Origin of the sequence: Burkholderia sp. IDO3 (genome assembly GCF_003366075.1) — a bacterium.
GTDB lineage: Bacteria > Pseudomonadota > Gammaproteobacteria > Burkholderiales > Burkholderiaceae > Burkholderia > Burkholderia anthina.
The window spans coordinates 2426714-2440791 of record NZ_CP028962.1 but is presented as its reverse complement, the minus strand read 5'-3'; the positions used below and the strand labels follow the sequence as shown (position 1 = coordinate 2440791).

The 14078-nt window shown below is 66.6% G+C and carries 12 protein-coding genes and 1 pseudogene; 8 read left to right on the top strand and 5 right to left on the bottom strand.

Annotated elements, in window-relative coordinates; genetic code table 11:
• Positions 1-46 precede the first annotated feature (46 nt).
• Positions 47-685, bottom strand: a complete 639-nt coding sequence (locus DCN14_RS11175; protein WP_096501600.1) for an isochorismatase family cysteine hydrolase — start codon at positions 683-685, stop codon at positions 47-49.
• A gap of 34 nt (positions 686-719) precedes the next feature.
• Positions 720-1634: a glutaminase gene (locus tag DCN14_RS11170; RefSeq protein WP_096501598.1), complete on the bottom strand. Its 915-nt coding sequence runs from the start codon at positions 1632-1634 to the stop codon at positions 720-722.
• 235 nt (positions 1635-1869) lie between these two features.
• Here DCN14_RS11170 and DCN14_RS11165 point away from each other — a divergent pair, with 235 nt between their 5' ends.
• A complete protein-coding gene (locus DCN14_RS11165) occupies positions 1870-2589 on the top strand; it encodes a response regulator (RefSeq protein WP_096501596.1) in 720 nt (239 codons plus the stop codon).
• A gap of 38 nt (positions 2590-2627) precedes the next feature.
• Positions 2628-2771: pseudogene (locus DCN14_RS11160) on the top strand (IS256 family transposase); the annotation flags it as partial.
• Between the two features lie 88 nt (positions 2772-2859).
• On the opposite strand, the gene DCN14_RS11155 reads toward DCN14_RS11160, so the two are convergent.
• Together DCN14_RS11155 and DCN14_RS11150 are read right to left on the bottom strand one after the other, a co-directional pair.
• Positions 2860-3126, bottom strand: coding sequence for a hypothetical protein (locus DCN14_RS11155; RefSeq protein ID WP_143331640.1), 267 nt, complete (start codon positions 3124-3126; stop codon positions 2860-2862).
• Positions 3126-3827: a hypothetical protein gene (locus DCN14_RS11150; protein WP_096501594.1), complete on the bottom strand. Its 702-nt coding sequence runs from the start codon at positions 3825-3827 to the stop codon at positions 3126-3128. The genes DCN14_RS11155 and DCN14_RS11150 overlap by 1 nt, the downstream gene beginning before the upstream one ends.
• A gap of 267 nt (positions 3828-4094) precedes the next feature.
• Between DCN14_RS11150 and DCN14_RS11145 the strand changes: the two genes are divergently transcribed.
• Positions 4095-5225: an ATP-binding protein gene (locus tag DCN14_RS11145; RefSeq protein WP_096501592.1), complete on the top strand. Its 1131-nt coding sequence runs from the start codon at positions 4095-4097 to the stop codon at positions 5223-5225.
• 294 nt (positions 5226-5519) lie between these two features.
• Complete coding sequence (locus DCN14_RS11140) at positions 5520-6143, top strand: NAD(P)H-dependent oxidoreductase (RefSeq protein WP_096501590.1); 624 nt, start codon at positions 5520-5522, stop codon at positions 6141-6143.
• 60 nt (positions 6144-6203) lie between these two features.
• On the opposite strand, the gene DCN14_RS11135 is transcribed toward DCN14_RS11140, so the two are convergent.
• Positions 6204-8606 carry a patatin-like phospholipase family protein gene (locus DCN14_RS11135; protein WP_096501588.1) on the bottom strand — a complete coding sequence of 801 codons (2403 nt, stop codon included), beginning with the start codon at positions 8604-8606 and terminating at the stop codon, positions 6204-6206.
• A 269-nt stretch (positions 8607-8875) separates the two neighbouring features.
• Here DCN14_RS11135 and DCN14_RS11130 point away from each other — a divergent pair, with 269 nt between their 5' ends.
• The 4 genes from DCN14_RS11130 to DCN14_RS11115 all read left to right on the top strand — a co-directional run bounded on the left by DCN14_RS11130 (position 8876) and on the right by DCN14_RS11115 (position 13610).
• Complete coding sequence (locus DCN14_RS11130) at positions 8876-9910, top strand: rod shape-determining protein (protein WP_096501586.1); 1035 nt, start codon at positions 8876-8878, stop codon at positions 9908-9910.
• A 214-nt stretch (positions 9911-10124) separates the two neighbouring features.
• A complete protein-coding gene (locus DCN14_RS11125; protein WP_172441880.1) occupies positions 10125-10787 on the top strand; it encodes a YdcF family protein in 663 nt (220 codons plus the stop codon).
• 245 nt (positions 10788-11032) lie between these two features.
• The gene (locus tag DCN14_RS11120) at positions 11033-13258 is read left to right on the top strand and encodes an amylo-alpha-1,6-glucosidase (RefSeq protein ID WP_096501584.1); all 2226 of its coding nucleotides are present in this window, start codon (positions 11033-11035) and stop codon (positions 13256-13258) included.
• A gap of 100 nt (positions 13259-13358) precedes the next feature.
• Positions 13359-13610, top strand: coding sequence for a hypothetical protein (locus DCN14_RS11115; RefSeq protein WP_096502015.1), 252 nt, complete (start codon positions 13359-13361; stop codon positions 13608-13610).
• Positions 13611-14078: the final 468 nt, after the last annotated feature.

Below are 14078 nucleotides of genomic sequence, written 5' to 3'. Positions count from 1 at the left end.
CGCCGGGCGGAGGGGTTCCGGTCGGCGCAGCGCGGGCGTTCTGTGGCTATGCGAGCAGCCGAAGTGCGTCCGCGAGTGACAGCACTGTCGTGCGTGTCTCGAACGCGGTAGCGAACAGATGCTCGTGCACGACCTCGTCCGGGTCGTAGCAGCAGTCCTTCACCGTATAGAGCCGGAAATCCGCATCGCTTGCGTGCGCAACCGACGACAGCACGACGCCCGTCGATGCGATCCCGACCAGGATCAGCGTGTCGATACCCTGCGCAATGAGCCGCGGCTGCAGGTCGGTGCGGAAGAACACGCTCGCGCGATGCGCGGCGATCAGCGGCTCGCTGTCGAGACGCCCGAGCGCCGGGCACGGGCCGTCGTCGACGAACAGGCCGAGCTGCTTGATCCCCTGGCCGTTCTTGTTGCGCGGACTGACTTCCGGATAGCCAGGGCTGAAGTGGAGATTCGCGAAACAGACGTGGACGCCGGCGGCGCGCGCCGCGTCGCACAGCTCGCGTGTGTTGGCGAGCAGGGTGGGGGCGACTGACGGGAAGAGGCCGAGGATGTCGGTCTGGTAGTGCATCACGATCAGTGCGGTTTGGGCCGACACGATCGGGGGAAGCGGCGCGGGTGTTGTACGGCTGCCCGGGCCGGCGTGGTCGTTCGTTGCGAAATCTGAAGCGTGTTCCGGTTGCATGACTGATGCTCTCCCATGAGTCACTTCGGTGTTTTCAGAAAATCGACCGCCCCGTATACGTCGTTAACCATTCCAGCGCCAACGTCCCCGCCAGCGAGTTCCCGTTCGCATCGAGCCCCGGCGCCCACACGCACACGGCCATGTCCCCCGGCAGCACCGCGACGATCCCGCCGCCGACGCCGCTTTTCGCGGGCAAGCCAACGCGATAAACGAAGTCGCCCGCCGCATCGTAAGTGCCGCAAGTCAGCATCAGCGCCGACAGCCGCTTTGCCGAACTCGCGTCCACGATCCGCTCGCCGGTAACCGGCGCGACACCGCCGTTCGCGAGAAACAGCGCAGCCTGCGCGAGCTCGACGCAGTTCATCGTGATCGCGCATTGCCGGCAGTACGCATCGACCACCGTATCGGGCGGCATCTGCATGTTGCCGAAACTCGCCATGAAATGCGCCATCGCGCGGTTGCGTTCCGCGTGCTGGAGCTCCGACAGCGCGACGCGCGAATCGTAGTCGATGTCGACCGCGCCGATCAGGCGCCGCACGAATTCGACGAGCGCCGTCTCGGCTTTCACGAACCGGCGGCACAGCACGTCGGTGACGACCAGCGCGCCGGCATTGATGAACGGATTGCGCGGCTTGCCGCGCTCGCTTTCGAGCTGCACCAGCGAGTTGAACGCGTTGCCCGACGGCTCGCGGCCGACCCGTTCCCACAGCGCGTCGCCGAGCATCTGGAACGCGAGCGTGCATGCGAACAGCTTCGAGATGCTCTGGATCGAGAAACGCTCGCGCGCGTCGCCGACCGTGTAAACGTTTCCGTCGAGCGTCACGACAGCCATTCCGAACTTGTCGGCGGGCACTTTCGCGAGTTCGGGAATGTAGTCGGCGACGCGCCCCTGGCCGATCCAGGGGGCAAGTTCGGTGTGGATGCGTTCGAGGATCGGCTGGTAGTTCATCACGTGAGACAGGGGGGGGCGCGCGGCCCGGATTCCGGGGAGCCCGTATGGAACCGTTTCGGCGCCGATTCGTCAAGCGCGGTCGAATGCGGTGGTAATCGCGCCCTAATTTTTCAGATCTCCGAACGGGCGAACGGCGGGCGCAGTATCATGCGGTACGTTTCGGCCGTTGGCCGGCAGCCGGTGCAAGCCGTCGCCGCCGCCGCGGTCTCCCCGTATGATCCGATCGCTGCCCATGTCTTTTCGCATCCTGCTCGTCGAAGACGACACCCGCTTGTCCACGCTGATCGCCGGCTACCTGCGCAAGAACGACTATGAAGTCGACACTGTGCTGCATGGTGACGCCGCCGTGCCGGCGATCCTGTCCACGCGCCCGGATCTCGTCATTCTCGACGTGAACCTGCCGGGCAAGGACGGCTTCGAGATCTGCCGCGAGGCGCGCAAGCAGTACGACGGCGTGATCATCATGGTGACGGCCCGCGACGAGCCGTTCGACGAACTGCTCGGCCTCGAATTCGGCGCGGACGACTACGTGCACAAGCCGGTCGAGCCGCGCATCCTGCTCGCGCGGATCAAGGCGCAGCTGCGCCGCGCACCGGCCCGCGCGGCGGAAGGGGCGGCGCCGCAACCGGAGCGCTACACGTTCGGCCAGTTCTCGATCGACCGCACCGACCGCTCGGTCGTGCTGCCCGGCGGCGACTCGCCGGACCTCACGTCGGCCGAGTTCGATCTGCTTTGGGTGCTGGTCTGTCATGCGGGCGAAGTCGTCAGCCGCGACGACCTGATGCTGCAGTTGCGCGGGGTCGAATTCGACGGCCTCGACCGCACGATCGACGGCCGCATCTCGAAGCTGCGCCGCAAGTTGCGCGACGATGCGAGCAACCCGCAGCGGATCAAGACGATCCGTAGCAAGGGTTACCAGTTCAGCAAGCACGCGTGGGAAAAAACCGATTAACGGGACGGAGCGTGTTGACTTGCAATGAATTTACGTGTTCCGCAACCAAGTTGCTCTGGCTGGCGCTGCGCAACATACTGACCAAGACCATGCGGACCGTTTTCGACTGGACATCAGCGATAAACCGGTTTGCTATTTCGTTCGGCGAACGACTCACCTCGGCCATGATCCGAGATTTTTAACCGACCTCAGCATACGAAATCTCTGACAGGTCCGATCGTCGTGGTAATCCTGCGGTTCGTGCACTAGACCAAGTGCGACTTACCGGGATCAGCCGTCGGGTTGATCCAGCGTTATTTTCAACATAGGCTTCAATGCCGGATTGTAGATTGCAAGGATGGTCAATGCTGTAGCCCCCAACCTTTGGGCAACGTCGTCCGTTAGCTCATGATTGATGCTGTCCAGCGGCCAATCTGCTTTAAGCGCACGAGCAAGCGGCTCCGCAATGGCATCATTGCTTATCGAGCACACGGTTAGCTTATCGTTGTCTTCATCATAGGACACAACGAACGACCGTTTCGGGGGAGGATTTGCCATCAGAAACCTCTGCACTGGTTGTAGTTCATAAACGCCTGCGCTTTACAAGCGACGAATGTATACGGGTCTTTTGTCATCGCGCCATATGCCTTGCACTCCTCCAGTTCGCGCTCGTATTGAGCGAAGCATTCTTCCTCACCGGCGGCGCTACGTACCGCGAGCTGAACACGGTCCTTCAGGCTAGCATCTTCCGGCAACTCAAATGGTTGCGCGTCACCGAGCAAGGTAGATGCGCCCCCCACCATCTCGGTAGCGCCTCCCGTGCCGACGACACTCTCGAGATAGCTCATAAGCTCGCTTGCTGACACGTCGCTAGGCGTAGCCCAGAACGGTAGCGGTTTGTCGATCGGCAGGGATGCTACCGGCGGGACATTAGGGAGCCGATTGGCGAGCGGAAACGGGCGCGCCGATGGCTGACCGCCAGCAGTGCCGCCACCGGCCGCTGGACGCTCGATCTTGACCGTCACACGCCCATCCTCGATCGCTGACCTGAGCACATCGAGCGGGGGGCCACGGAGCGTGTTTTGGCCCAATTGCCGAAGATAGGTGAGGGCGTTCGTCGTCAGGCCCGCGTACTTCGGCCAGTGCAGCATCAGTTCGGAGACGGCTGAGCGTTGATCGGCCGACAGGGGAGCACTTCCGGCACGTATCAGCAGCGTTGCGCGCTTCCCCGAACCCAGCTCGATCGTGACTGAAGTCATTCAACACTCCGCCGTTACTGTCGGGCGACAGTACTTTGCCGAGAGATCGCGGCACAAGCTGCCAGTTCTCGCAGGTGGAGCAGAAAAACGGTGCTTCGATGCGGGTAAACTCACGCTTTCGAGTGGGTGCGCAAAAGTGCGCCGCTGTCACTCCAACCAATTGGATTCCGCTGTGAATTTCATGAAGCAAGCACGCACGGGAATGACGCCATCCGTTCGCGGCGCCATCGGCCCTGCGTTGCCCGCCCCCCCTGACCGGAAGCCGCGATGATCCGACGCACCCGTTCGCACCCCGACGCACCGCCGCTTTCGACGCTACGCTATGTGAAATGGCGCTGGCTGCATTTCCGCCGCGCGTGGACGGACACCCGCGCCGACCGCATTCCGAGCTGGTCGCGCCTGTACGTGCGCACCTACCTGCATCTGCTCGGCCTCGTGCTGCTGACCGCGCTCGTGCCGGCGCTCGCGCTGTGCGTCGTGCTGTCGCCGGAGGTCGTATGGCACGCATTCGACGCGCTGCCGGGCGACATCTGGATCGTGCTCGCGTTCGTGTTCACCGCGCCCGCGCTGGCCGCGTATCGGTGGATGCGGCCGGTGTGGTCGGATCTCGTGATGGTGCGCGAGCGCGCGATCGACTTCACGGGCGGGCGCTTCAACACGCGCGCGCGGGAATCGCACAGCGTGATCATCGGGCCGCTCGCCCGCACGCTCAATGCGCTCGCAATGCGCATGGAACGACTGATCGCCGCGCAACGCGATTTGACCAACGGGATCTCGCACGAGCTGCGCACGCCGCTCGCGCGCGTGCGTTTCGCGCTCGAATTGCTGCGCGAACCGGGCTCCGCGGCGGAATACCACGGTGCGCTGGAGAGCATCGCGCAGGACGTGACCGAGCTCGAAGAACTGATCGACATGAGCCTCACGTATGCGCGTCTCGAATACAGCTCGCTGCAGTCGAACCTCGAACTGACCGGCCCCGTCGCCTGGTTCGAGCATCAGGTCAACGACGCGCGACTGCTGTATCCGGAGCGCGCGATCGAGTCGCGCATCGCGCTCGAATCCGACCTGCGCGTGAAGATGGACCGGCGGCTGATGTCGTACGCGATGCGCAACCTGCTGCGCAATGCGAGCAAGTATGCGGCGTCGCGGATCGTCGTCGGGATCTCGATCGACCACGGCAACATCGCGATCTTCGTCGAGGACGACGGCCCCGGCGTGCCGGAGAGCGAACGCGAGCGGATCTTCGACGCATTCGTGCGGCTGGACCGCCGCACCGGCGGCTACGGGCTCGGCCTCGCGATCACGCGGCAGGTGCTCCATGCACACAACGGCCGGATCGCGGTCGTCGATCCGGTCGAGCTCAGCGGCGCGCGGTTCGAGATCAGCTGGCCGATCTAGCGATACGCCGCGCGCACGGGTCGACCCGCGGCGGCAACGATCATCACGACAATCATCCGCATCGGTGTCGCGGCGCGTCGCCGACTTTCCCCGCAAGACCTTCCTCATCCCGTGACCGCATGAAGTTGCATTTGCAACTCATGCGCGCTTTGCTATACGATTGCATTTGCAACTATTCATACGGGCAGCCTTCTTAAAGCAGGAAGCCGGCGGCCTGCGCAGCAGCAAGCGGTGAGGCCGGGGCGGCCGCGCTGGCCGTCCTTCGTTCATGCATTTCTGTCGGGACCACGCATCATGCGGCTACTGAATATCGTTTCCTCTCCCCGCGGCGCAAGGTCGGCTTCGATCGCGGTCGCCAACGCATTCGTCGACGCGTGCCGCAACACGCACGCGTCGGTCGACGTCGATACGCTGAACGTGTGGGAAGAAGACTTGCCGGATTTCGGCAGCGACGCGATCGGCGCCAAGTACAAAGGCGTCGCGAACGCGCCGATGGATGCGACCGAGCAGGCGACATGGCAGCGGATCCAGGCGCTCGTGAAGCGGTTTCAGGCGGCCGACCGGATCGTCGTTGGCGTGCCGATGTGGAATTTCGGCTATCCGTACAAGCTCAAGCAACTGATCGATCTCGTCAGTCAGCGGAACCTGCTCTTCACGTTCGACGGCAACGCGTACGGCCCGCTGCTGAAGATTGCGCGCGCGCTGGTCATCCATGTTCGCGGACAGAGCCAGGAAACCGGCGCGGATGCCGGCAATCCCGGATTCCGGCATCAGGCGGACTACATCGAATTCTGGCTGAAGTTCATCGGTGTGCGCGAGGTCAGCAGCCTGAGCGTCGAACACACGTGGAATGCCCGGGCGCAAGACAGCATCGAACGCGCGCAAGCGCGCGCGGTGGCGATGGCCGCGGATTTCTGATCGAGGCATGCGCCGGCGCGCCGCACGCGCGGATGCCGCGGCGGCGGCATCCGCGATCGCTCAATACGTGCGGCCGAGCTGCAGGTAGATGTTGCGCCGCCCGCCCGGTGCGAGCGCGACGCCCATGTACACGGGGCCGAACGCGGTCGACAGGCTCGTGAAGAACGTATAGCTCTGCTTGAGCGTGCCGCCGCCGATCTGCTCGCCGCTCGACCACACGTTGCCGACTTCCGCGCTGGCGCCGATCGACAGCGCCTTGACCGGCGACGCGTTGAAGGTCATCAACTGATTCATGTAGGTCACGTTGCCGTAGGCGAGCGCGTTGCCGTTCAACTGGTCGGCGGCATAGGCGGCCAGATGCTGGAAACCGCCGAGCGTGAAGTTGAACGCATTGATCAGGTTGGTGCCGCCGATGCTCTTGCCGCCCTCGATCGTCGCGCTGATGCTGTGCCGGCCGAACTTCTGCGCGATCATCGCCTTGCCGTAGAGCTCGGTGTAGGGCCGGTTGTCGCCGCCGAACAGCATCGCCGACTCGCTGTTGTGCGACAGCAGCGAGCGCTCGGCGCGGAGCTCCGTGTAGTACCCGCGGCGCGGGAACATCGGATCGTCGAGCTGGTCGATGACGAGCCGCGCGCGGGCGGTCAGCGCCTGCGACGTGAAGCTCGGCCACAGCAGCGTCGGGCCGCCGCTGACTTCGTCGGTGGAGAACGGCAGGTTGTAGTTCGGCGAGCCGTGGCCGGTCGCGTAGCCGAGGCCGATCCGGAAGTCGCCGAGACGGGCGAGCGGCAGGCCGAAGTCGATCCCGGCGCGCGCCGTCTGCATCAGGTACTGGTTCAGTTTCACGTCGCCGCTGTCGTCGTACAGGTTCGCGTAGCGGCGCTGATATTCGGCGTACGGCGAGAGGTAATAGCCGTACGTCGACGACAACGGCTGGCGCAACTCGACGCGCGCCGACTGCAGGTCGCTGCCGATCGTCGTATCCGCGCGGAATTCGAGGCCCGATTCGGTGAGCCACGGCCGCCGGTAGCCGACGTGCAGGCGGAAGCCGCCTTCGTCGGTCGAACTGCTCGACATCCCGACGCCGAACAGCAGGAAATTCGGCCCCCAGTATTTCTCGCGCGCGTTGATTTCGAGCACGTTGTCGTCGCCGTGGCTCACGATCTGCTGCGTCACGCTCTCGAAATTGCCGCCGGTCGTCAGCCCGAGCAGATCCTGGCTGACGGTTGCCGGATCGTAGGTGTCGCCCGGCTTCACGTGCAGCGCGTCGGCGACGACGCGCTTCGGCACGTCGCCGGTCGTCTTGATGTCGATGCGCGTGATGCGGATCGGCGGCGGCAGCGGCTGCGCATGCGCGGAGCGGTACACCGCGTATTGTGCCGGCGTGAGCGCGAAGCGCTTGAGCCGCGGCAGCGCCGCGGTCGCGGCGGCCGCGCCGGCGGCGATCGCCTGGCGCGCGTTCTGGAAGTCGGTGAAGGCGAGCGAACCGAGGTCGGGCGTGAGCAGGATGTCCTGCGCGTCGAGTTGCTTGCGCTGCGACGTCACGTTCTGGCGGATCAGGATGCCGACCATCTGCTGCATCACGTCGGCCGGCGACGCGAGCGCGTCGAGCGGGCGCAGCTGCGAGCCGATGTCGACGGCGATCACGACCTTCGCGCCCATCTGCCGCGCGGTGTCGACCGGCAGGTTGCTGACGAGGCCGCCGTCGACGAGCGCGCGGCCGTTGATCTCGGCCGGCGCGAACAGGCCGGGCATCGCCATGCTCGCGCGGATCGCGAGCGGCAGCGAGCCGTGGTCGAGCACGACCATCTGGCCGGTCTGCAGGTCGGTCGCGACCGCGCGATACGGAATCGGCAGCTGGTCGAACGGCTGGTTAGTCGGCACGGCGGCCGTCCAGTTCGCGAGCAGCGCCTGCAGCCGGTTGCCCTGCACGAGGCCGACCGGCGCCTTCACGCCTTTCCTGCCGAAACCGAGCGTGAGCCCGTTGATGTAAAGGCGCTCGTCCTCGCGGCTGCTTTGCGGCAGGTCCGCGCGATCGGTCACGTCGAACGCGATATCCGCGAGGTTCACCTCCGACAGCTGCTTCTGCATCTCGTCGGCGGCCATCCCGCTCGCATACAGCCCGCCGACCACGGCACCCATGCTGGTGCCCGCGATGCAGTCGATCGGAATGCGGTTCTCTTCCAGCACCTTCAGCACGCCGAGGTGCGCATAGCCGCGTGCACCGCCGCCGGACAGCACGAGGCCGATCGACGGACGTCCGGCCGGGCCGCCGTCGGCCGTGCAGGTCGGCGCGGGCGCGGCGGCGCCGGGTGCGGTTGCCGGCGCAGTGGCGGCGGTGGCGGTGCGGGTGGCAGTGTCGGCGGCCGGCGAGGGCTGCGCGGCGACGGTGCAGCACCAGAGCGCGACGAGTGTCGCGCCGAGCTGGCGCACCCCCGGCCAGCGGAGAGAAGCGGTCGCTGTCATGGTGGAGTATCTGGCGTGATCGGCATGGGACGCCTGCCGGGGAGCAGGCAAGACCGAGAGATTACCGTGTTTTACGGACGCAACGCGAGGGGCGCGATGCGTAGTCGGGCATGCCGTAAAACGCGATTTCGGCAATTTCGTCGCGAAAAAATCATCGGAATTGCCTAAAGTATCGGAACGATTTGCCGCTAAGCGGGATGGGCGGCAAAGGCGCGCCGCGGGGATGCGGCCTGGCCGTTGCGGCCCGTTTGTCCAAAAAAAGGCTTGATATGTCGACACCGCTGTTCGGAAAGTTGTTTGCGCAACCCGTTGCGATCGACCCTGGAACGGCAAGTACGCGGATCTATACGCACGAGCGCGGCGTGGTGCTGAACCAGCCGTCGGTCGTGTGCTTTCGCAAGGCCGGCGCGTCCGACGCGCGGCCGACGCTCGAAGCGGTCGGCGAACTCGCGAAGGCGCTGCTCGGCCGCGAGCCGGGTCATCTGGAGGCCGTGCGGCCCATGCAGCACGGCGTGATCGCCGACGCGCACGCCGCCGAGCAGATGATCCGCCGCTTCATCGACATGTCGCGCACGCGCTCGCGCTTCGGCCGCCGCGTCGAGGTCACGTTGTGCGTGCCGTCGGACGCGACGGCCGTCGAGCGTCGCGCGATCCGCGAAGCCGCGTTCGCGGCCGGTGTATCGGATGTCGAACTGATCGAGGAATCGCTGGCCGCGGGGCTCGGCGCGGGCCTGCCGGTAACCGAGCCGGTCGGCTCGATGGTCGTCGACATCGGCGGCGGGACGACCGAAGTCGCGGTGATCGCGCTCGGCGGCATCGTATACCGCGAGGCGATTCGCGTCGGCGGCAACCAGTTCGATGCGGCGATCGTCAACCATGTGCGCAACCTGTACGGCGTGCTGCTCGGCGAACAAACCGCCGAGCACGTGAAGAAGACGATCGGCTCGGCCACCCGCACGGTGCCGCGCACGTCGACGCGCGCGGTCGGACGCGGCGTCGAGGACGGCTTGCCGCGCTCCGTCGAGCTGTCCAATCACGATGTGGCGGAGGCGCTCGCCGCGCCGCTCAAGCAGGTGATCCGCGCGGTGAAATCGGTGCTGGAAAACGCGCCGGCCGAACTCGTGACCGACATCGCGCATCGCGGCGTGGTGCTGACGGGCGGCGGCGCGCTGCTCGCGGATCTCGAACGCCTGCTGTACGACGAGACCGGCCTGACCGCGCGGATCGCGGACGAGCCGGCCACTTGCGCGGTGCGCGGTGCCGGCGAGGCGATGGGGCGGCTCGCGATATGCCCGGTGGATTGAGGCGGGCGCCGCCCATCGCACACTCCGCACGCCCGGCAACATTCGTTCAAAGTCTTTCGAACACCGTACATCCGGGCGCCCGAACGGCACGGGCTTCGTCCGGCATCGCGGCTTCCCGCTGACATCGATACCTGGACACGCGCGAGCGCGCCGTGGCAGCATGCCGGGCCGCGCGCCGGACGAGCCGGGCGCGCACCTTTCCAGGAGTCCGACCATGTTGAACGAGCGTCCCGGGCGGGGCCGCATAGCCCGCATCGGCCGTGCGCTGGCCGTTTGCGCGTGCCTGTGGGTGGTCGCGGCCGTCGCGCTCGTCGGATACGGGATGCGGATGCCGAGCGCGCCGTGCGACGTCGCCGTGATCTTCGGCAACGCGCTCGACGACAGCGGCGCGCCGAAACCCGTGCTCGCGGCACGGCTCGACGTCGGCGTGCAGTGCTATCGCACCGGGCAGTGTCCGGCGTTTCTCGTCAGCGGCGCGATCGACGGCCCCGGGCTGAACGAGGCGACCGCGATGCGCGACTACCTGGTCGCGCGCGGCGTGCCGGCCGGGCGGATCGCCGTCGACGACCAGGGCGACAACACGCTCGCGACCGCGCAGCACACGCGCGCCTATCTGCAAGCGCATGGCCTGTCGCGCGTGCTGATCGTCAGCCAGTACTACCACCTCGCACGGGCGCGCCTCGCGTTCGAGCGGGTCGGCATCGCGCGCGCGGACATCTCGGCCGCGTATCCGCGCCGCTTCCAGTTGCGCGATGTCTATTCGAGCTGGCGGGAAGTGCCGGCGTATGCGATCTATGCGCTGCGCCTGTGGCTGAACCCCGACGCGCGGCCGATATCGTTCCGGCCGATGCTTTACCTGATGCGCCTGTTTTCATGAGGCGGTGCCTGCCGGGATTCGGGGTGCGTCGACTATTGCGCTTCTGTTTCGCGTCTTTTCGCCTTTTCTGCGTCGATTCCGCCGTGACTTTTCATTCTGCGGAAGTTCTGACCGGCGCGTAACCCGCGCGCGCATGCGGCGCCCCGCGACACGCGGTTCGTCGCTGCGCGCGCCCCCCGTTCTGGCCTATCCTGTGCGAAACACGCGACGCGCGACGCGCGTTGCGCCTCGACACAGGAGCATCGATGCCGAATCACGCCGAAGCCACCACGACGCAGGCGCCGCAAGGCGTGCCGGTCCCCCCGACCCAGGCGTCGGGTCCCGCCTTCATCGCGCCCGAAGCCGACCCGCAGGCGCTCGCGCGCAATAACCAGTACGTATTGAAATCCGGCGACGCATTCGTGGTCAGCGATGCGCTCGGCGACATCGGCGGTCACGACGACGGCCTGTTCGTCGACGACATGCGCGTGCTGTCGAAATGGCGCCTGACCTTCGGCGGCCGCGCGCCGTCGCTGCTGTCGGGCGCGACGAGCGCCGACAACGCGTCGTTCACCGCGCACCTGACGAACCGTCCGCTGCCGCCGCTCGGCGGTCACGAAACGCCCGAGGGCGTGATCCATATCGAACGGATGCGCGTGCTTGCGGGCGACGTGCTTTACGAAGCGCTGACGCTGACGAACTACGGCGCGAGCGAGGCCGAGGTGCCGCTGTCGCTGTCGTTCGCGGCGGATTTCAAGGACATGTTCGAAGTGCGCGGCACGCAGCGCCCGAAGCGCGGCACCGTAGCCGCGCCGCGCGTCGACGAAGGCGCGGCGCGGCTGCGCTACGACGGCCTCGACGGCGTCGAGCGCAACGTGACGGTGCATTTCTCGCCGGCGCCCGACGCGCTGTCGGTCGACCGCGCCGACTACACGCTGACGATCGCCGCGCAGGCGTGCATCTCGATCTACCTGACCGTCGACGCGACGCTCGGCTCGGCGCACGACGGCGCAGGCCCGGGATGCGGCCGCGTCGCGCTGCGCACCGCGCTCGTCGGCGTGCATCGCGAGATGCGCTCGCGCCGCGAGACGATGGCGCGCGTGAACACCGGCAATCCGCTGTTCGACGCGTGGCTCGACCGCTCGCTCGCGGATCTCGGGCTGCTGACGACCCAGCTCGACACCGGCCCGTATCCGTATGCGGGCATTCCGTGGTTCTCGACGCCGTTCGGCCGCGACGCGGTGATCACGTCGCTGCAGATGCTGTGGCTGCAGCCGTCGCTCGCGCGCGGCGTGCTGCGGTTTCTCGCGGAGCACCAGGCGCGCGAGACGTCCGCGTTCCGCGATGCGGAGCCCGGCAAGATCATGCACGAGTTCCGCCGTAGCGAGATGGCCGCGACGGGCGAGGTGCCGTTCGCGCTGTATTACGGCGGCGTCGACACGACCCCGTTGTTCATCGTGCTCGCGGGCGCCTATGTCGAACACACTGGCGACGATGCGCTGATCGACGAGCTGTGGCCCGCGCTCGAGCGCGCCGCGCAGTGGGTGACCGACAAGTGCGATCGCAACCCGTACGGGCTGCTCGATTACCAGCGCACGTCGGAGCGCGGGCTCGCGAACCAGGGCTGGAAGGACAGTCACGATTCGGTGTTTCACGCGGACGGCCGCTTCCCCGACGGGCCGATCGCGCTCGTCGAAGTGCAGGCGTATGCGTGCGCGGCGCTCGACGCGATGGCGACGTGCTCGCACCGGCGCGGCCACGCGGCCGATGCGACGCGTTATGCGCTGCGCGCGAAGACGCTGCGCGACCAGGTCGACGCGTTGTTCTGGATGCCGGAAGGCAAGTTCTACGGGATCGCGCTCGACGGTCACGGCGATCTGTGCCGCGTGTTCGCGTCGAACGCGGGCCATCTGCTCGCGTTCGGGTTGCCCGATGCCGAGCGCGGCGCGGAAGTCGCCGGCGTGCTCGGCTCGACGCTGTTCCAGACGGGCTGGGGCATCCGCACGCTCGCGGCCGGCCAGCCGCGCTTCAACCCGATGGCGTATCACAACGGTTCGGTGTGGCCGCACGACAATGCGCTGATCGCCCGCGGTCTCGCGCGCTACGGCGACAAGACGGCCGCGGTGAACCTGCTGCGCGCGCTGTTCGAAGCCGCGGTGAGCTTCGAGATGCGCCTGCCGGAGCTGTTCTGCGGGTTCCCGCGCCGGCGCGGCGAACCGCCGACCGCCTATCCGGTGGCTTGCCTGCCGCAGGCGTGGGCGGCCGGTGCGCCGTTCATGATGCTGCAGGCGTGTCTCGGCGTGAGCGTCGATGCGGCGCGTCACGAGGTGCGCGTCGAGCGTCCGGCGCTGCCGGAAGGCGTCGACTGGCTGCGGATCGACGCGCTGCGTGTGGGCGACGAAACCGTGTCGCTGACGTTCCGCCGTGTCGACGGCCAGGTGGTTGCGGCGGCTGAGCAGCCGGGGCGCGTGAAGGTGGTCGCGGTGCTGTAGCGCGGGCGCTCGCGCGGACGTTGCGCAATGTCGCGCCACGCCCGTGCGCGGCAGCATAGAATCGTGACATGACCCTTGAACGATGGCGGAGGCACATACGATGACGACCGACAATCGGCCCGACGACCGCGAGCAGAACCTCGAGAATCTCGAAGCGGCAGTCGACCACCTGCACAAGTCGATCGAGTCGCAGAGCATCGCGGCGGGCGCGGCGAAAGGCATCCTGTTCAGCCTGATCGAAACGCTCGGCGCGCTGATCGGCGATCCCGATCTCCCCGAACATGCACGCTCTGGCTACGAGGCGCTGCGCGACAAGGCGAGCGAATTGCGCGGCGCGCTCGACCGGCACTGACGAACCGGCAGCGCCGGCGTCGGCCGCATGGCCCGCGCCGGCGCTGCCCGATCCTGCATGCCGCGCACAAAACCCCGTGCGCTCAATGACTTAGACGGGTGGTGCGCAGGATATCCACAAGCTTGCCAACACAATCTGTGGAGAACCTGCCTGCCCGAACCGGCCGTGCAATGCGTGCCGTGAGGGTGTCAATCGGTGCCGCATCGTTGACCTGCCGGCCGCGATCTACCAAATCCCCTTTTGTTTCAAGATGTTACGCATTGATCGGGTGGAATATCCACAGGCTTGCCAACAAAATCTGTGGATAAGTCTGACGTGATTGCTTCTCGATGGTTGATGATCGTGCGTGCGAGGGAAGCCGCCCGGACGCCCGCATGGCGGGGCTGCCCGATGCGTGCGTCGGCACGTTGATTCGTGCGCGATCAACGAGTTAGGCCCCGGGTACCCAGGATATCCACATCCTTGCCA